This is a genomic window from Bacillus cereus group sp. MG16, assembly GCF_040459875.1.
Taxonomy (GTDB): Bacteria; Bacillota; Bacilli; order Bacillales; family Bacillaceae_G; genus Bacillus_A; species Bacillus_A paranthracis.
In genome coordinates, this window is record NZ_JARVHE010000001.1 from 4442388 (window position 1) to 4461260 (window position 18873).

An 18873-nucleotide genomic window follows, 5' to 3' on the forward strand; every position below is an offset into this window, starting at 1 on the left:
CGCCAACAACATTTATTATATTATGAAAATTCAATATTACATAATAATCCCTCTTGCTTTTAATCACAAACTCTTCTCTATAATCTGATTATTACCATATCCATTGACGTATAAAAATTCATTTGTTACTCTTAAATACGTTAATTTAATATTTAAATCCTCATTCGTATCTCGGTGAGGTAGAGGTTGCAATCATTAAGAGTATCATTTCCGGAGATGTAGTGGCATTGATGAAGGAATGAGAAAGGAATGGTTGCCGAAGTAAGCCCGTGTCCACCATGCACGCTTGCTGGGTCTGCTACTTAATAAGTGCAGAACTGTCACAAACGTTTCGTTTGTGGAGAGCTATCGAGAGGTATGTCGTGGGTTTCTTATAAGATAGAAAGCATGTAGCGGCAAATTACGTGCTTTTTTTGTTTTGTTTGGGACTTCTCTTCCTGACTCAGGAAGACATACATATCTCCTCGCTTGACTTGGTTATACTAACTTTGGAGGTATTTTCTATGCAACAAAAAAAATGGGGCTTTTGGGTACTCACAGCTTTCGTTGTCGGTAACATGGTTGGCGCTGGTATTTTCATGGTGCCAAGTACGTTGGCACAAACAGCAAGCCCTCTCGGTGTCACTTTAGCTTGGTTAACAACAGGGTTTGGTGTTTTAATGCTAGCTCTTGTTTTCGGTAATTTAGCAATTCGTCGTCCTGATTTAACGACAGGACCACAAAGTCATGCATATGCTTTATTCTCAACACCAAAAAAGAAAAAAATGGCTGGTTTCAGTATGGTATGGGGATATTGGGTTGCAAACTGGGCAAGTAACGTTGCCATCATTACATCATTTGCGGGATATTTATCACTCTTCTTCCCAATTATGAAAGATACACGACTACTATTTTCAATCGGTTCTTTTAATGTAGAAGTCGGAAAACTAATTACATTTACGATTTGTTCCATCTTACTTTGGGGAACTCATATTATATTAACAAACGGTGTAAGCGGAGCTGGAAAGTTAAACTTCTTAGCAACAACAACGAAAGTAACTGGATTCCTTTTATTTATCGTCGTTACGTTATTTGCATTCGAAGCTTCTAAGTTTGGACAATGGTACACACCGATGATCGATAAATCAGGTGTATCACACGGCCTTCTTTCACAAGTAAACTTAGCTGCTCTTACGACGCTTTGGGCATTTATCGGAATTGAATCAGCGGTTCTTTTATCAAACCGTGCCGTTTCTCCAAAAACGGTAAAACGCGCAACAGTTGCAGGATTACTTATTACAGTTGCGATTTACTTAGGAATTACAATTTTAACAATGGGTGTACTTCACATTGATAAATTACAAGCTTCTGAACGTCCATTAGCAGATGCACTAAACGCTGCAATGGGTCATGGCGGCGGGAAACTGATGGCATTACTCGCTCTTACTTCCCTATTCGGTTCCATCTTAGGCTGGATTTTATTAAGCTCAGAAGTACCATATCAAGCAGCAAAAGAAGGTTTCTTCCCTTCCTTCTTCACAAAAACAAACAAAAAAGGAAGTCCAATTTATTCATTACGATTAACAAACATTATGTCGCAAGTGTTCTTATTCTCAACATTATCAGGAACAATTGCGGAAGCTTATACATTTGTTATTACTGTATCGACACTGGCCTACCTCATTCCATATCTCGTTTCACCAATCTTCCAGTTAAAACTAGTCGCAACTGGTGAAACGTATAAAAATGAAATGCGGGCGAGAATTACGGATGGTATAGTCGCAGTTATTGCACTTTGCTACGCACTATGGGTTATTAAAACGGGTGCATCCGATATAAAAACGTTTCTTCTCGGAATTGGTTTATTCGTAATCGGCTTTGCTTTCTATCCATTAATGAATCGTGATCAGAAAAAAAATAACGAAAAGAAAGACGGGCAAGTTGCATAACGCAATTTGCTCGTTTTTTCTTTTCTAAAAACATATATAATAGAACAAAGAGGTGAAAAACATGTCAATCGAATCACTATGGAGCAGCCGCTTCCAACAACATATGCAAAATATCATTACATACTTTGCACGTATGATTAACGGTTTACTATATAGCTTTATCTTTATTTCATGCGTTGGCGCATATTATTACGCTCAGTTTCTAAAAGCATCTCCTTCTAAAGGAATATCTTTACTACTCATCACGATTGTACTTACATTCATTATAACGAGATGCCCTATTCGTACATTTATTCAAAAACCTGACGCTGTCTATTTACTAGCACTAGAAGAGAAATTAACTTCTTATTTCAAAAAATCTCTTCTATACAATTACATCATTCAGCTTTTCCCATTGTTATTTACGTTTCTTATTCTCGTTCCGCTTGCACTGCAATCATTACAATTAACGATACCTTTCTTATGTACAATCTTTATCATTTTAATGGTTACGAAAGCTTGGAACATATACATACATTGGATGTGGGGTGATCGTCACGAAAAAAATATATGGCTGATTATTCGTATTGCTTGTAACGCACTCCTTATTTACATGCTGTTTTATGCGGCAAATGTTCTCATATTGGGCGGATTACTTTTACTGCTTGCTTTCCTGCTTCTTTATACGAAAAAACAGCCTACAAAACGAATACCGTGGGATTACATAATCGAGCAAGAAGAAAAAATGAACGTTCGTTTTTATCAATTTGCTAGCATCTTCACTGATGTTCCGCAACTAAATAAGCAAGTAAATAAAAGAAAATGGCTTACAACTTGGATTGAACCTTTATTACATAAAAAACGAGCAACTTTCTTCTATTTACATACACTCGCATTTTTACGCGGGAATGATTATTTCGGTATATATATTCGCTTAGGGTTGATCGGTGCCTTTGCCTTATATTTTATACCAAACATATACGTAAAAGGCGCTATCGCATATATCGTCCTATATATGATTTCTATGCAGCTCCGTTCCCTATGGAAATATTTTTCGGGAAATATTATTGTAGCATTATATCCAATTCATACTGAAAAACGAATGAATCAATTTCTTCACTTAATCTTTATATTGCTAAGCATTCAGCTCATTATATTTTCAATTGTTATACTCATTGCTACAGGTCAATTTTTACATAGCCTTATCATTATGATTGTCGGGTTACTCTGGATCAAATTTATTATTGTACCAAAAACGAAACAACGCGTTTCTTCGTTTTAACGAAAAGAATTATCTTAAATGCCAAGGAGAAAATAAAGTATCTCCTTGGCTTTTTTATTTTCCCTTCTCAAACAAGAATCACTGGTACAACCAACGTTTTATGATTTTTACATACAAAAACGATAATACATGTTTACATCCTAACAAAAAGGGTATCTATTAATTAACAGCGTAAAGGAGGGGCCTATATTGTGAATAAAAAAATGGAGCAATTGGAACACCACGTTACGGATAATCAACGCAAACATGCTTTAACAACAAACCAAGGAGTAAAAATAGCCGAGGATGAATTCTCTTTAAAGATGGGCTTAAGAGGCCCAACCTTAATGGAGGATTTCCACTTTCGAGAGAAAATGACCCACTTTGATCATGAACGAATTCCTGAAAGAATTGTTCATGCGCGCGGAGTTGGAGCACATGGTCATTTTCAGCTTTATGAATCGTTAGAAGCATATACAAAAGCAGATTTTCTTACTAACCCTTCAAAAAAGACACCTGTATTTGTACGGTTCTCGACCGTTCAAGGCTCTAAAGGATCCAATGACACAGTAAGAGATGTGCGCGGATTTGCCACAAAATTTTATACAGATGAAGGTAACTATGATTTAGTAGGTAATAATATGCCAGTATTCTTTATCCAAGATGCTATAAAATTCCCTGATTTTGTCCATGCAGTTAAACCAGAACCACATAATGATATTCCTCAGGGAGCTAGCGCTCATGATACATTTTGGGATTTTGTTGCGCACAATCCCGAGTCTACTCATATGGTTATGTGGCAGATGAGCGACCGGGCTATTCCGCGTAGTTTACGAATGATGGAAGGTTTTGGGGTTCATACATTTCGACTTATTAATAAAGAAGGAAAAGCCCACTTCGTAAAATTTCACTGGAAACCTACCCTCGGAGTTCATTCATTAGTATGGGATGAAGCTCAAAGAATTGCTGGGAAAAACCCTGATTTCCATCGTCAAGATTTATATGAAGCAATTGAAAAAGGGGATTATCCAGAATGGGAGCTTGGATTGCAGCTAATTCCAGAAGAAGATGAGCATGCATTTGATTTTGATATTTTAGATCCAACGAAATTATGGCCAGAAGAAGAAGTTCCTGTAAAACTAGTTGGTAAAATGACATTGAACAAAAATGTTGATAACTTCTTTGCAGAAACGGAACAGGTAGCTTTCCACCCTGGCCATGTCGTACCAGGTATTGATTTTTCAAATGATCCTCTTCTGCAAGGAAGATTGTTCTCCTATACAGATACACAATTATCTCGTTTAGGAGGCCCTAATTTTCACCAAATTCCTATTAACCAGCCCGTATGTCCTTTTCATAATAATCAACGTGATGGCATGCACCAAATGCAAATTCATCGCGGTCAAACAAGCTATCATCCTAATGGCTTAAATAATAATCAACCAGCAACCGTCCAAGCCGAACAGGGCGGATATGAGCATTATCAAGAAAAGGTTGATGGACATAAAATTAGAGGCCGCAGTAAAAGCTTCCTTAACTTTTATTCTCAGGCTAAACTTTTCTACAATAGTATGAACCCTATTGAAAAGCAGCACATAAAAGATGCATTTTGCTTTGAAGTTGGGAAGTGCAAATCAGACATGGTGAAGGCAAATGTAATTGCTCTTTTAAACCACGTCGATCGTCAATTAGCAAAGGAAGTCGCTAACATGATTGGAGCCCCTTTGCCTAAAGAAAATCACGAAATAAATTCGGATGCAAAATCACCTGCACTAAGCATGTCCAACACTATTTTTAAAGCTGATTCCAAAAATGTAGCAATTCTATTGAATGGTGACCCAAGCGTCTCCCTTCTGTCCGAATGGATTCAAGCTTTTGTACAACACCGAATGAACTATAGCATCATAGATAATAAAATTCATCAATTCAATGATTCCATTAAAGTAACGGATACTTATACAACAGCAGACTCTGCACTTTTTGATGCGGTATTAGTGTTTAGTAGCGAATCTGTCATTCACCCCCCTGTTTTAGAATTTGCAGAAACTACTTTTAAACACTTTAAACCGATAGCCTATGTCCTTAGCGATCCTCATGCTTTAGACAATAGTAAAATCAAATTAGATGGAGCAGGAATTTACAACTTAACAAACACTTCAATTGAGTCATTTATAGAAGGCATTGCCCAAGGACGATTCTGGAACCGATAATATAATATAAGGAGCGGATTAGAATGAGTAAAAAAATTGCTATTTTAATAACGGATTATTTCGAGGACACAGAATACACAGAGCCAGCAGAAGCTTTTAAACAAAAGGGATATGAATTAACAACTATTGAAACAGAAAAAGGTAAAACGGTACACGGTAAGCAAGGAAAAAGTGAAGTTGTAATTGATAAAGGTATCGATGATGTTTCTCCAGAAAACTTTGATGCGCTCTTCATACCAGGTGGATTTTCTCCAGATATACTTCGTGCGGATGAGCGTTTCGTTCACTTTAGTAAAGCATTTATGGATGCGGAAAAACCGGTTTTCGCTATTTGTCACGGACCTCAGCTACTCATCACTGCACAAACACTTGAAGGACGTGATGTCACTGGATATAAATCTATTGAAGTCGATTTAAAAAACGCCGGCGGAAACTTTCACAATAAAGAAGTAGTCGTATGCCAAAATCAGCTAGTAACAAGTAGACAACCTGAGGACATCCCGGCGTTTATTGAAGAATCGTTGCGTATATTGGGATAGTTATTAAAGATTAATCAAAGTAGCTATTTAGCTACTTTGATTAATCTTTTTATTTGTATGAAAAACAAAAAAGAACCTTATTTTAATGATCTTTTCATACACCCTCTTTTCTCTCCCCAGAACTTCTAATCACTTTTCATAAGCAGTTCTCATATAGTGAAAATGACTATACGATTCCTATCCATAAGTTAAATAATGATTTTACAAATATATAAATACAAAAGATGGGAGCCTTATTTATGAATAACAATCCACCTTCAACGCCCCCAAATCCAACGGAAACGAATAATAATGAAGTGAGCTTACAAACGTTACGCGTCATCGGACTTATTGTACTGATTAGTGGCTACATATTAGTCACTCTTTCTGAAGTAGGAACGTTAAAAAATCTTTTACTACAACCGAGCACCACTCCAAATTTAGCTGAAGTTGATCCGTTTTAAAAGCCATATGAAAAGCGATTTCTAGCATCGCTTTTCATATCGTTTTATCCAATCTGAGAAACCTCCCCCTCATACTTCTCTCTCCCAATCGCCTTCATAAATAATAAAATACTGCTCATACCAACGATAAAGTACAGAGCACTCATGCCCCAAGATGCGATAAATGAACCTAGCATAACACCCAATGCCCCGTTCATTTTTGCCACTTGAAAGACCATTCCGTTAATCGCCATATATGAACCTCTCGCCTCATTTGGTACCATATCTGCCATAATAGATTGACGCACTGGCACATACATCATCTCGCCTACCGTTTGGAAAAGCCCTGCAATTAATAAAATCCATAAACTATTGCTCGTTCCGAGTATTGTAAATCCAATTGTATAAATGAATAAGCCTACATATAATATTTTCAAATCGTTGAAGCTTTTCAGCATTTTAATAAGGAGTGCTGAACATAATACAACTAAAATTGTATTCTCTGCAGAAATCCAGCTCAGCATGCGAATACCTGTTAAATCAAACGTAACACCATTCCCGAATAAAAAGTGCACCGTTTCAAATTCCTTCTGCAAACGTACTCCTAAATAATTATTAATTTGAAACTCTAACGATAATGTACATATACTTGCTGCACAAAAAATTAAAAATGCTTTATCTTTCATTACGACTTTATAACTATCCGCCATATCTTTTAATACATTTTTCTTCTCTACTATTTTTCTAGCTACATACACCTCTTCCATATATACAGCCATCACATATAAAGTAATAACTGCAATCACTGTTAATCCGATAAACAATTGCAATCTATAGTTCTCAAATAGTAATCCGCCAAATATCGCTCCAATCGCAATGGATAAATTAATTGCCCAGTAGTTAATGCTGTACATCACTTTTCGATTCTCAGGTGTACTCACATCAATTAACATCGCCTCTGTCGCAGGATTCATAAGTCCAGATCCTAAACTATTCACTAGCATAAAGATAAATGTTAGCCACGGTGAATCTACATAATCGGAATTCGCAATCCCCATACAAGCAATGGAAATGACTTGTATACTTTGACCGATAATCATCACCTTTTTACGACCAAGCCGGTCTCCAACATATCCACCGTATAAACCAATTACTAACGAAGCTATAACATTAATAAGTAGTAACGCACCAGCAATCGCACTACCTAACTTTATTGAAAAATAAATCGCCATAAATGGAAAAATCATCGTGGACACAGTACGTGTTAAAAACGAAGTTATAATTCTAATCTTTATATTTCGATGCATACTCCAAAATCCCATTGTTTCCCCCTCCTTATGCTTACTTATTTTACTTTGAAAAAAAGGAAGAAAAAGGTTAGAATATTCTAAAGAGTTTCCCCTTTTATAATAGAAGGAAGTGTATATATGAAAATTATGGACTATTACATTAGACTAAGACTACATGCACAAGATCAACAACATATGCGAAATAGCTTACAAGAATTAGCGGATGTTTTATATTGCAGTACGAAAAACATAAAGATTTTATTAAAGAAAATGAGCGAGGAGCAATTAATTCACTGGACTCCAGGGCGAGGCCGCGGGAATAAAACGGAAATTCTATTTATACATAATTTCGTAGAAGCGATTGAGTCCTATACAGATGAACTGTTAGCGCAAGAAAAATTAAAAGATATCTTTCTTCTTTTAAAAGAACCCCTACCCCTTGCACTTCAAAAAAAGATAGAAAATAAACTACATCATCATTTTGGATACGAACCTTCAAATGATATGTACGACATATTAAAGATTCCTATATCGAGAAAGATATTCCCATTAGATCCGGCTTTTGTGGCTGTAACTACAGAGAGCCATCTTACGAGTCAAATTTTTGACACGTTAGTCGTTTATAACGATGTTACGGGAAAAATGGAACCACACATTGCGCATACGTGGGAATTAAGTGAAGACGGGCTGACGTGGACTTTTTATTTACGAAAGGATGTATATTTTCATAACGAAACAGTTTTAACTTCTAAAGATGTACGATTTTCATTTGAAAGACTAAAAGAAGTTCACTCTCCTTTTGAATGGTTAACAGAAGAAATTGTTCAAATTGAAACGCCATCACCACTGCAAATAAGGTTCCATTTAGCAAAGACCAACCTTTTCTTCTTACACTATGTAAGTTCCATACAACTAGCAATTTTACCGCGTGATGTGAGTATCGAAAATCATCATTATATAGGTACGGGACCTTTCAAACTTGCTCATTACTCTGAAGACAATATCGTACTCGAAGCGTTCACTCATTATTTTAAAGAGCGCGCATTATTAGATCGTATTGAATTTTGGGGTATTCCTGATCATGTACAAATCGATGCTGATTATGAACTACCAAATGAAGAAGAAAATGAAAGGCATGATATACAAATAGAAGAAATAGGTTGTATTTATGCTGGCTTCAACTTTACAAAACCTGGTCCTCATCACGACATTTACTTTCGAAAGGCTTGGAGAGAACTATATGATGTTGAAACGATACTTCGTAGCATAGAGGGTAGACGAACAATTGCTGCATCAAGCTTTTTCCCTGAAAGAAGCCGCCAAGCTCCTAAAAGATCTTACTCTTTAGAAAAAGCGAAAGAGTATTTAAAAAAGAGCACTTATAATGGAGAAACGATACACATTTATTTCTTCGCATTTAAAGATAGTGCAAATGATGCATATTTCCTAAAAGAACGATGTGAAAGTTTAGGTATACAAGTAGAGCTTCACCCATTTCTCGTTTCAGATTATATGAACCGTTCTATCGATCAACATGCCGATATTATTTTCATGGGAGAAGTGTTTGCTGCTGATCATGAACTTGCATTCTTAAATGTATTTAAAAATAAAAGCTGCTTCGTAAACCGGTTCATGGACCCGCACTATGAAAAACAAATTAACTGTTTGTTAGATACATTTTTATTAGAAGAAAATAAAGAGAAACGCTATGAGCTCATGTATGAGATAGAAGAATTTTTACAAGCAGAACACATCATTTTATTTAACTATCACGTTTTAAAAAGAAAGACATATCCTTCTTCTTTAAAAAACGTAACAATTGATTCATTCGGTTGGGCAAATTTTGCGAAGTTATGGATACAGCCATCCATGTCTTAAAATGTGATTCATTATAAAAGGAGAAGGTACTACATCCTTAGTAGTACCTTCTTCACATACAAATATAAACTATTATTTAATTACTTCATCTAAGTGATCTTTCAAGTTCAATAAATATTGCTCAATATCCGGATTCTTCACCACATCATAACAAGCAAAACTCTTTAATGGACTCATCCCAAGAAACTTCTGCACGCGGTGTAAATGACTAAGCGTTGATTCTAGACTTTCCCCTTCAAAGAACTTCGTCTTATCTCCAAATGAATTTTCAGGTGCATTCCAAGTTGTAGAGAACATATACTCTTTCTCTGTTAATAAACCACCTGTTCCGTATTCATCTGCACCTTTAAAGAACAAACCGTATTCATATACTTCATCCATATACGTTTTAAATAATCCTGGAACACTAAACCAATAAATCGGTGTTTGATAAATCACAACATCAGCCCATAAAAATTTATCTTGTTCTTCTTTTATATTGTATCCATCTTGAATCGTTGTTGTTTTCACTTGATGGCTCTCGCTTAATACCGTCACCATATGATCCACTAACGTTTTATTTAATCGTCCTTCCTTTGTACCGTATTTTTCATGTCCATTTATAATAAATATATTTTTCATCGTTTTTCTCTCCCCTACTCTATTCCTCGTTTATTAATCCAAGTTGCTGTTTCAACGTAAGATTATCTTCTAAATGCCAGTCTTCCGTAATCTTTCCGTCTTTCACATGCAAAATATCTATTGCAGAAAAGCTAATATTTTTACCGTTATGCGTTCCTGTAAAAGAAAGACGAGCTGTTACTTTATCACCGACGACTAATAAATCTTCAATCTCGCAATGTATATTAGGAACGACTTTACGAAAATTTTGTGCTGCAAACTTTAACCCTTCAACACCTTGTGGTCGCCCTTTTGGCAACGTATTATCGAAGAAATTTTCAGTAACCGTCTGCGAAAGAAGCTCCTCTTTACCTGTATCCCAAAATGCATAAAAACGCTGCGCTGCATGAACCATTTCGGTCGCTTCCATTTTACTTAGTGAAGGATCGATTGTCATTGTTTTTGCCTTTGGCATTTCTTTTAATAACTGGACTTCAGTTTTTTCCTCCAAGCCACATGCTACAAGCACAATACAAATAACAAACAAACTAAGAAATCCAAACAACTTTTTTACCCACATGAAAATCACCTCCCCCTCATCTAAACCCTTTGTATTTCGTATTGCTATTGTATATGCACTAACTTCCTATATGGAAGTAGTGATATTTTTTTCATATAGTTACCAAAAGTATAGTTTTGTGATACTATAAAGCAAATTCATCAAAAAAATTTTATGGAGGCTAGTTCCATGAACAATATAGATCCAGTTGAATTAACGAAAGGGTTACCTGGCATACCTTGTCCCATCGCTAAAACGCTTGATGTAATTCGTACAAAATGGACGTTTTTAATCATTCGCGACCTTCTTATCGAAGGAACATTACGCTTTAGTGATTTACAAAAATCAATGGACGGGATTAGCCCGAAAACATTATCGCTTCGACTAAAAGAATTAGAGTCTCAAGGCATTATAACGAGAAAAGTATATCCAGAAGTTCCGCCCCGCGTAGAGTACACATTAACGGATAAAGGAAAGCAATTAGAGGGGATATTTATTGAATTAAAACGGTTTGGATTAAGCTTATAAACCAAAAAACCTTACCATCGTTAAACAGGCTATAATTAGAAGTAATTATAGCCTCATTGAAACGTAAGATTAAGAAGTTAGCAGAAGAGAAGAAACAATTACGTGAGCAATTGAAGATCGCTTATGCAGATATATACAAAAAGAATTTAGAATATGAGGGGGAACTTTGTCCACCTTTATTCTGTCACTATGTAGCGTATAAATTTATATTTTATTAGTTTATCTTCACACTATTAAACGTCTCCATATGTGTGCATCAACTTAAAAATTTTATAATGCCCCCACAAGATAAAATCTATATTTTTTCTTGTGAGGGTATACACGCAAAGCAACTAAATCTTTGGCTTGTTATTTACTAGTTCGTTGCACAAACCCTACATTTCTAGCAGGATCTCGTAAAATATTAGAGGATAAAAGAATTGAATTTCTTGAGTAAATAGTTAAGAGTTCTCTATATTTTTAATTATTTCTTTTCCAATCTCTTTTAAAAGACATTTCAATTACATTCTAATATTCTCGACTACTTTTACAATTTTTTAATCTTCTCAAGTTATTTTATCTAAAATATGATTAATGTGCGCCGCTTAACTTAACTAAAATTTTTGCTTGCGCTTTATCATGAATTAACGCTTCAAAACCTTGTTCAGCAATATTATCTATATCAACTTTACTTGTAATAATTGATTGTGCAGGTAATCTTCCATTAGCGAGTAATTGAATGACCTCATTATAAGTTTCATTACTGTATCCCACAGATCCCATTAATTTTACGCCACTAAAGAGTAAGGAAGCAGGAGCATTAAATTGGATATCTTGAGTATGGAAGCTAATAACCATCATTGTGCCACGAACTTTAGTTGATTGAATGGCTTGATTAAATGTTGACTCAACACCTGCAGCTTCAATTGTTACATCTGCTCCATCTGGGAATAATTTACAAATTTCTTCTACAGGGTTTACTTCTTTAGCATTAAAGACATGCGTCGCACCCACTTCGGTTGCTTTGGCAAGCCGACTATCAAATAAATCAACAACAATAATATTAGAAGCACCTGCAGCTTTTGCACCTAAAACAGCAAATAGCCCAATAGGGCCTGCGCCATAAACAACAACAGTATCTCCTTCTCCTACATTTGAATCCTTAATTGATTGGAATGATACAGTTGCTGGTTCTACCATTGCTGCTACTTCTAGTGGTAAAGTATCTGGAATTTTAAAAATTGTTTTTTGTGGAAGTATCACGTATTCAGCAAACCCTCCGTCAATTTGTGCACCTACTGCGTCTAAAGTGATAAAACGTTCAGTTTCAGCATTTGAAGGATCTTTGAGCATCATTGGATAAATACATACTCTGTCACCTTCTTTAAATTTTGTTACATGAGCACCAACCTCTGCAATTTCACCAGAAAATTCATGCCCGATTATCATATTCTTATTCATTGGTACTGAATCCGGATGCAAGTATGCATGTAAATCAGAACCACAAATACCAGCCCATGCCACTTTAACTTTTACATCATTGGGTTGTAACTCTTTTGTTTCTCTTTCCTCGATACGAATATCTTTTTCGCCATACCACACTGCGGCTTTCATAAAAAATCCTCCCTCAAATAATTGGAATATTATATATAATTTTCATTTAATATTAGATCGTAATTCGTTTTTTAAAGCATAACGGTAATTTTATTTTGCTCTTTAACCTTACTCATTCCTCCTTTGCTATGTTCAATAATCTATCATAGGTTTTTGAGGAAGACGATGAGCAAAAAATAATATACGTCTCGAATTGAGACATTTGTTTTAATTTGGTTCATTTATCAATAAGTTCTTAGAAATCTGAATCAACTCTTCTTTTGTATAGGAATATTCATTGCTTAACCATTTTTTTATAATCTCAAAAAAGCCACTACAGTAAAAATCACACAGTACCATTGGATAATCTGAGTTTTGGATTTTTTTCGAAAGCGGATCATTATATTCCATTGAGTTTTCATATAAATTTTCTGCACCAAATCGAATCAATTTTTCGTATAACTCAAGGCTATTATTTTTACTAGTAATATTAAAAAACAATGCACGATTAACATCTATGTATTCAATTATTTCCTCAAACAATGTATGTTCTAAATCCAATCCTTCTTTTGTTTGTTCAAAAAGATTGATTGCGATGGAATTTGATACATCGCTAAATAATTCATATTTATCCTCATAATGACGATAAAATGTGCTTCTATGAATCATTGCTTTTTCACAAATATGATTGATTGTGATGGATGAAAATGTTTTTTCTTTTAATAAATCCATAAACGCATCTTTTATTATGTTTTGTGTGCGTAAACGTGTGAAATTACTCAATTTTAGTATCCTCCTATATTAAATCTAAGTATTGCATGAATTTGTAATTGTTTTCCTAATCCTTATCTCCTTTTAGTATGCCTAAATTAGTGATAATCTGGCATTCCCCCCCGAATATAATCCTTTTATGAAACTGAGATGGATCATATAAATTTGGCTCTGGCGCGAATATACCAGAGCCAAAATGTTTAATTTAGTTCACTTTTTACAGGGAAATAATGTAATCCATATATAGAACTACTATTTGAGATAGGAACAGGAAGATCCTGGTCAATAAATGAAAATGATTTATATCTTTTTATTAATTCCGTTAATACAATTTTCGCTTCTAATCTAGCTAGAGGAGCACCTAAACAAAAATGGATGCCATGTCCAAATGTAAGATGAGGATTACGTCTACGATATATGTTAAAACTATCGGCATCTTTGAATTGATGCGAGTCACGGTTAGCTGATCCAACCCAAGCTGAAATGATTTGGTCTACTTGTAAAGTTTGTCCTTTTAATTGAATCTCTTTTTTTACTCTGCGTACAATTCTTTGAACTGGTGAACGATACCGCAATACTTCTTCAATTGCTTTCGGAACAAGAGATATATCCTGTTGTAATTGATCATAAACATTTGGATGTTCTATGAAGCAATATAAAGCGTTTCCAAGTAAATTGGTTGTTGTTTCATTTCCCGCTACTAAAAGTAGTTTACAAAACGGTACTATTTCTTTTCCTGAAATGTTTTTGTCCGCTTCACTTTGAACTAATAAAGAAATAATGTTATTTGAATCTTTTTTGGATTTCCCTCGATTGGATTGTATGATTTCTTCAAAAAACTCTCCTAATTCATTTTCTGCTTGTAAACGTGTATTAAAAAATCCTTCCAAATAATCCGAATCATCATGACTCGGTGAACTTACGATAATATCAGACCATCTCTTAAACCTTTCCATATCCTTAGCAGAAACACCTAACATTTCAGCAATTACTATAACTGGTAACGGATAAAATAACTCTCTAACAATATCAAAAGTTTCACGATTAGATAATTGATTGAGTATATCGTTTGTAATTTGTTGAATTCTAGGTTCCCATTCCCTTAATGCTTTAGGAGTGAAAGACCGATTTACAATAGACCGAATTTGCGTATGCTTTGGCGGATCCATCCCAAGAATACTTTGTGGAAATGGAGACTTTTTCTTCTCAGGCATAATACTAGAAAAGTACTCTTTATCCTCTAAGACAGTTTTTACATCTTCGTACAAAAAAACATTCCACATGTCTGCCTGATGATTAAAACAAATAGGCTCCTTTTCTCGCATCTCTTTATACCATGCAAATGGTTTATACGGATCTTCTAAAGCCTTTTTTCCCATCAACTTATTTGTAGGAATCATAACAACTGATTGATAAGGTGTTTTCATATATAACAATCTCCTCTCAACAAAAATTTCATTACACCGAATAATATTCACCGAATGTTATTCGGTGTAATGAGGATTATACAACAAGAACCAAAATATTCAAACTACTTTTTCAGTTTTAAAATATCCGTTAATATATAAATAAGGGGGAATAGACATTGCATAAAAAAACTCTGACAAATAGAAAACAACAAGCTCTACTAACACAGAACAATATATTTCATGTGTTTTTAAATTTAATGAGAGAAAAGAAATTTGAAAATATAACAATTGAAGATATTTGTAAAAAAGCAAATGTATCAGTAGGAACTTTTTATCATTATTTCACTTCCAAAGAGGATATTTATAAAAAATTATTTCAACAAATTGAAGAAAACCTACATATTGAATTAGAAAATATCGATCAACATACAACAATGCAAACAACTATCTTAACTTTCTTCCAATGCATAGCTGAATATACAACTAAATTAGAGTTACATATAAATCTTCTTAACGATTTCAACAAAAGGTCATTTATATATGAGCCTTCACTCATTTACGAAGCTCTAAATGGCTTTGTTTACAAAGGACAACTTGAAAAAGAATTAACAAATGATATGAGTGTAGAAGAAATAACAACGTATCTTTTTACAATTGCTAGAGGACTTATATTAGATTGGTGTCTTTTAGATGGAAAATACTCACTAGAAAAGAGAATGAATACTTATATGAATTTAGCATTGAAATCTTTAAAGCCTTAAATTTTAATCAAGCCCTACGCTTTGTTGCTTCATTTTGTACATTTCATTCAGTTTTATTTTTTCTAGGTGTTAAAGCAGCTGGAATAAAAGAAAAAGCATGCCCCTTCTTTATACTGCGAGAAGGGCATGCTTTTTCTTTTTTTACAATACAACTTATAAATCCCACATCAATCCATTTCAAGATAGTTAATTTCCCTTTTCCTATCCCCTCGGAAAAGGAGAATAACAGTCAAAATACATATGAAAAATCAAGAAAATGAATATTTCATACAGGCTAGTTTTAGCACTGTGTATACTTTATATCGTTAAAAATCCATTAAAAAATGAACCACTTTGAGATATATGTCGCATTTTGAAACACATAAACATTTTTGATTATCGTTTTCCTCTAATGCCTATGATAAATTGCTATACATAGCTAGCTTACAATTATATTTCTAAAAATAATATTTCACCTTTCATAAAAAATAAAAAGGAGTTTTTAAAATGAAGAACCGAGTAAACCCAGCATTATTACCAGGCTTAGAAATGTATCCAGATCAAGATTTACGCCCAGAGTGTTTGCCAGTAATGAGAGAAGAAGCATCAAAAGTCTTCCCTCCTACCATTGTTGATGAAACTCTTTCTGTAACAAATGAAGTCATTGAGGGACCTGATGCAAATCCATTACGATTAAAAATTTATCGTCCAAAATCAAATAATGAATCCTTACCTGCTCTGTTGTGGATACATGGTGGCGGGTATATCTTGAGATCTATAAATGATAACAATGATCTTGCTGTAAAAATTGCAAAAGAGGCTAACTGTATGGTCGTTTCTGTAGATTACCGTTTAGCTCCTGAACATCCTTATCCAGCTCCAATTGAAGATTGTTATGCAGCATTAAAATGGATTGCTGATAACGCGGAGACATTGAACATTGATTCGAATCGAATTGGTGTTGCAGGAGTGAGCGCTGGTGGCGGACTAACAGCTGCATTAACATTATTAGCCCGCGATCGCCAATATCCTTCTATTTGTTTCCAAATGCCGCTTTATCCAATGATTGATGATCGTAATAACACACCTTCTGCCAATGAAATTAAAGAAGGATTTGTTTGGAATCAAAAATCAAATGAAGCTGGCTGGAAAATGTATTTAGGAGAATTACATGGAACGGATCATATTCCCGCTTATGCAGCCGCTGCTCGAGCAGAAGATTATCGTAATTTACCACGTACCTACACATGCGTTGGTCAATTGGACCCATTCCGTAGTGAAACATTAACCTATGTAACCAAACTTGCAGAAGCTGGTGTTGATGTCGAGTTCCATTTATATCCTGGGGCTTATCATGGGTTCGAAATGATGCATCCGGATACTGATATATCTATTCACGCTTGGAATGATTATGTGCGAGCAGTTAAAACTGGTTTCGCAAGAAAGTAACTAAGGTAGCGACAAAAAATTTCATAATAAAGGAGAATTTTTAATGAAGAATAGAGTTCATCCAGAATTAAGAGAAATGTTTTCTTTATTATCAGAAGTAGATTAAAGAACCCATCATAAGAAATCTCTCTTTTTCCTCTTTTTATCAGTGTTGACACATAAAAAGAAGCTCAGACACAAAAACAGGCTGTGGAGAAGACTTTCTCCATAGCCTGAAAAAAGTACTGGCAATGCCAGTACTTTTTTATTATTATGCTCGCTGTTCAACATTGACTCTTTTGATAAAGAACGAGATTATTAATCCAACAATTACTACAATGATAGCAAAGATAAAGGTATTTTGAACACCGTTTGTAAAAGCCAGAACTTGGTTTAATGGATTTTCTTTATCAGATACTGTCTGAAGGAAGCTTCTTGAACCTGAGGAAAGAATTGAAATTCCAACAGCTGTTCCAATAGCACCAGCAACTTGTTGTAAGGTGTTCATAATCGCTGTTCCATGCGGGTATAGTTCAGGTGGCAGCTGATTTAATCCGTTTGTTTGAGCTGGCATCATAATCATTGAAATTCCAACCATAAGTGCAATGTGTAGTGCAACAATAAATCCTGTAGATGTTTCCAATGTTAAAGTTGAGAAACCATACAGTGCACATGCTACAATGACAAGTCCAGGAATAACTAGCCATTTAGGGCCAAAACGGTCAAATAATCCCCCCATAACAGGCGAAAGAATTCCGTTAATAATTCCTCCCGGTAGAAGCATAAGACCCGCTGCAAACGTTGATAACGCCAATGAGGTTTGTAAGTATAATGGTAAAATCATCATCGTACAAAGCAGCACCATCATGCATACTAAAATTAAGAGAAGTCCAATAACGAACATTGGATATTTAAAAGCCTTAAGGTCTAACATTGGCTCATCCATCTTCATTTGACGAAGGGAAAATGCAATTAATCCAACGACTCCAATAACAAGAGAAAGAATAACGTGTGAGCTTCCCCAGCCTCCACTTTCTCCAGCGCTACTGAAACCAAATACGATACCGCCAAAACCAATTGTTGAAAGAATGATTGAGAAAATATCGATTCTTGGCTTTGTTAGTTTTGTTACGTTTTGCATGAAGAATGTACCAAATACTAATGCGATAATCAATAATGGGAGTGAAATCCAAAAAATCCAGTGCCACGTTAACGTTTTTAGAATCAACCCTGAGACGGTTGGTCCAACAGCTGGAGCAAACATAATGACAAGCCCGATAATTCCCATAGCTCTTCCACGCTTATGTGGTGGAATAATAACAAGAATGGTGTTAAACATAAGTGGTAAAAGTAAAGCTGTTCCTACTGCTTGTACAATGCGGGCAATCATTAGTACGCTAAATGTTGGTGCAATAGCTCCGATTAATGTTCCGATAATGGAGAATACAAGAGATGCGATAAAAAGCTGTCTTGTTGTAAACCATTGAAGAATTAAACCTGAAATTGGCACAAGAATTCCTAATGTTAATAAGTAGCCGGTTGTCAGCCACTGTGCTGTTGTCTCTAGAATATCAAAACCTGTAATTAAATCTTTTAACGCCATATTTAAGGCTGTTTCACTAAACAAGCCGATAAATCCAGCAATAAGAAATGACGTAATAATCGGCAGAGCTCTGATGTTAGAGTTCTCTGCTGTTGTTTGTTGATTCCCCATATTAAATTGTCTTCCTCTCTCTTACCTAATTCTTTTATTTGAATTT

17 protein-coding genes, 1 pseudogene and 1 riboswitch are annotated in these 18873 nt (G+C 34.9%); of the genes and pseudogenes, 10 read left to right on the top strand and 8 right to left on the bottom strand.

Annotated features, from left to right (window positions below; all coding sequences use genetic code 11):
- The first annotated feature begins 172 nt into the window (after positions 1-172).
- Positions 173-356: riboswitch (Lysine riboswitch) on the top strand.
- Between the two features lie 147 nt (positions 357-503).
- The 5 genes from QCI73_RS23125 to QCI73_RS23145 all read left to right on the top strand — a co-directional run bounded on the left by QCI73_RS23125 (position 504) and on the right by QCI73_RS23145 (position 6360).
- Entirely contained in the window at positions 504-1928 is a 1425-nt protein-coding gene (locus tag QCI73_RS23125; protein ID WP_353823839.1) for an amino acid permease, read from the top strand.
- Positions 1929-1989: 61 nt separating this feature from the next.
- Positions 1990-3189, top strand: coding sequence for an ABC transporter permease (locus QCI73_RS23130; protein WP_353823840.1), 1200 nt, complete (start codon positions 1990-1992; stop codon positions 3187-3189).
- 191 nt (positions 3190-3380) lie between these two features.
- Positions 3381-5378, top strand: a complete 1998-nt coding sequence (locus QCI73_RS23135) for a catalase (protein WP_353823841.1) — start codon at positions 3381-3383, stop codon at positions 5376-5378.
- Between the two features lie 23 nt (positions 5379-5401).
- Positions 5402-5917 (top strand): type 1 glutamine amidotransferase domain-containing protein, encoded by a 516-nt coding sequence (locus QCI73_RS23140; protein WP_257808655.1) that lies wholly within the window; start codon positions 5402-5404, stop codon positions 5915-5917.
- Between the two features lie 239 nt (positions 5918-6156).
- Entirely contained in the window at positions 6157-6360 is a 204-nt protein-coding gene (locus QCI73_RS23145) for a hypothetical protein (protein ID WP_001063866.1), read from the top strand.
- Positions 6361-6404: 44 nt separating this feature from the next.
- Here QCI73_RS23145 and QCI73_RS23150 read toward each other — a convergent pair whose 3' ends face one another.
- A complete protein-coding gene (locus QCI73_RS23150) occupies positions 6405-7661 on the bottom strand; it encodes an MDR family MFS transporter (RefSeq protein ID WP_000508186.1) in 1257 nt (418 codons plus the stop codon).
- Positions 7662-7745: 84 nt separating this feature from the next.
- On the opposite strand from QCI73_RS23150, the gene QCI73_RS23155 reads away from it, so the two are divergent.
- A complete protein-coding gene (locus tag QCI73_RS23155) occupies positions 7746-9506 on the top strand; it encodes an SgrR family transcriptional regulator (RefSeq protein ID WP_353824130.1) in 1761 nt (586 codons plus the stop codon).
- A gap of 72 nt (positions 9507-9578) precedes the next feature.
- Here QCI73_RS23155 and QCI73_RS23160 read toward each other — a convergent pair whose 3' ends face one another.
- Complete coding sequence (locus QCI73_RS23160; RefSeq protein WP_046198837.1) at positions 9579-10127, bottom strand: NAD(P)H-dependent oxidoreductase; 549 nt, start codon at positions 10125-10127, stop codon at positions 9579-9581.
- Between the two features lie 19 nt (positions 10128-10146).
- Positions 10147-10686, bottom strand: a complete 540-nt coding sequence (locus QCI73_RS23165; RefSeq protein ID WP_257808652.1) for an ester cyclase — start codon at positions 10684-10686, stop codon at positions 10147-10149.
- Between the two features lie 168 nt (positions 10687-10854).
- Between QCI73_RS23165 and QCI73_RS23170 the strand changes: the two genes are divergently transcribed.
- A complete protein-coding gene (locus QCI73_RS23170; protein ID WP_001059468.1) occupies positions 10855-11193 on the top strand; it encodes a winged helix-turn-helix transcriptional regulator in 339 nt (112 codons plus the stop codon).
- A gap of 38 nt (positions 11194-11231) precedes the next feature.
- A pseudogene (locus QCI73_RS23175) lies at positions 11232-11336 on the top strand (DUF6262 family protein); the annotation flags it as partial.
- Positions 11337-11763: 427 nt separating this feature from the next.
- On the opposite strand, the gene QCI73_RS23180 reads toward QCI73_RS23175, so the two are convergent.
- The 3 genes from QCI73_RS23180 to QCI73_RS23190 form a co-directional block, all read right to left on the bottom strand.
- Positions 11764-12786, bottom strand: a complete 1023-nt coding sequence (locus tag QCI73_RS23180; RefSeq protein ID WP_353823842.1) for a 2,3-butanediol dehydrogenase — start codon at positions 12784-12786, stop codon at positions 11764-11766.
- A 207-nt stretch (positions 12787-12993) separates the two neighbouring features.
- A complete protein-coding gene (locus tag QCI73_RS23185) occupies positions 12994-13548 on the bottom strand; it encodes a TetR/AcrR family transcriptional regulator (protein ID WP_000064552.1) in 555 nt (184 codons plus the stop codon).
- Between the two features lie 188 nt (positions 13549-13736).
- Positions 13737-14963 (bottom strand): cytochrome P450, encoded by a 1227-nt coding sequence (locus tag QCI73_RS23190; RefSeq protein ID WP_327924332.1) that lies wholly within the window; start codon positions 14961-14963, stop codon positions 13737-13739.
- Positions 14964-15121: 158 nt separating this feature from the next.
- Here QCI73_RS23190 and QCI73_RS23195 point away from each other — a divergent pair, with 158 nt between their 5' ends.
- On the top strand, positions 15122-15706 hold the full coding sequence (locus QCI73_RS23195; RefSeq protein ID WP_353823843.1) for a TetR/AcrR family transcriptional regulator: 585 nt from the start codon (positions 15122-15124) through the stop codon (positions 15704-15706).
- A 43-nt stretch (positions 15707-15749) separates the two neighbouring features.
- Here the strand turns inward: QCI73_RS23195 and QCI73_RS23200 are convergent, their stop codons facing one another.
- Positions 15750-15887, bottom strand: coding sequence for a hypothetical protein (locus tag QCI73_RS23200; RefSeq protein WP_000871115.1), 138 nt, complete (start codon positions 15885-15887; stop codon positions 15750-15752).
- A gap of 305 nt (positions 15888-16192) precedes the next feature.
- Here QCI73_RS23200 and QCI73_RS23205 point away from each other — a divergent pair, with 305 nt between their 5' ends.
- The gene (locus QCI73_RS23205) at positions 16193-17134 is read left to right on the top strand and encodes an alpha/beta hydrolase (protein ID WP_353823844.1); all 942 of its coding nucleotides are present in this window, start codon (positions 16193-16195) and stop codon (positions 17132-17134) included.
- A 250-nt stretch (positions 17135-17384) separates the two neighbouring features.
- On the opposite strand, the gene QCI73_RS23210 is transcribed toward QCI73_RS23205, so the two are convergent.
- A complete protein-coding gene (locus QCI73_RS23210; protein ID WP_000528112.1) occupies positions 17385-18827 on the bottom strand; it encodes a DHA2 family efflux MFS transporter permease subunit in 1443 nt (480 codons plus the stop codon).
- Positions 18828-18873: the final 46 nt, after the last annotated feature.

Excerpts from the sequence above, each read along its gene's own strand:
- QCI73_RS23125 (WP_353823839.1), top strand. The coding sequence starts at position 504 with ATGCAACAAAAAAAATGGGGCTTTTGGGTACTCACAGCTTTCGTTGTC.
- QCI73_RS23130 (WP_353823840.1), top strand. The coding sequence starts at position 1,990 with ATGTCAATCGAATCACTATGGAGCAGCCGCTTCCAACAACATATGCAA.
- QCI73_RS23140 (WP_257808655.1), top strand. The coding sequence starts at position 5,402 with ATGAGTAAAAAAATTGCTATTTTAATAACGGATTATTTCGAGGACACA.
- QCI73_RS23145 (WP_001063866.1), top strand. The coding sequence starts at position 6,157 with ATGAATAACAATCCACCTTCAACGCCCCCAAATCCAACGGAAACGAAT.
- QCI73_RS23150 (WP_000508186.1), bottom strand. The coding sequence starts at position 7,661 with ATGGGATTTTGGAGTATGCATCGAAATATAAAGATTAGAATTATAACT.
- QCI73_RS23160 (WP_046198837.1), bottom strand. The coding sequence starts at position 10,127 with ATGAAAAATATATTTATTATAAATGGACATGAAAAATACGGTACAAAG.
- QCI73_RS23165 (WP_257808652.1), bottom strand. The coding sequence starts at position 10,686 with ATGTGGGTAAAAAAGTTGTTTGGATTTCTTAGTTTGTTTGTTATTTGT.
- QCI73_RS23170 (WP_001059468.1), top strand. The coding sequence starts at position 10,855 with ATGAACAATATAGATCCAGTTGAATTAACGAAAGGGTTACCTGGCATA.
- QCI73_RS23180 (WP_353823842.1), bottom strand. The coding sequence starts at position 12,786 with ATGAAAGCCGCAGTGTGGTATGGCGAAAAAGATATTCGTATCGAGGAA.
- QCI73_RS23190 (WP_327924332.1), bottom strand. The coding sequence starts at position 14,963 with ATGAAAACACCTTATCAATCAGTTGTTATGATTCCTACAAATAAGTTG.
- QCI73_RS23205 (WP_353823844.1), top strand. The coding sequence starts at position 16,193 with ATGAAGAACCGAGTAAACCCAGCATTATTACCAGGCTTAGAAATGTAT.
- QCI73_RS23210 (WP_000528112.1), bottom strand. The coding sequence starts at position 18,827 with ATGGGGAATCAACAAACAACAGCAGAGAACTCTAACATCAGAGCTCTG.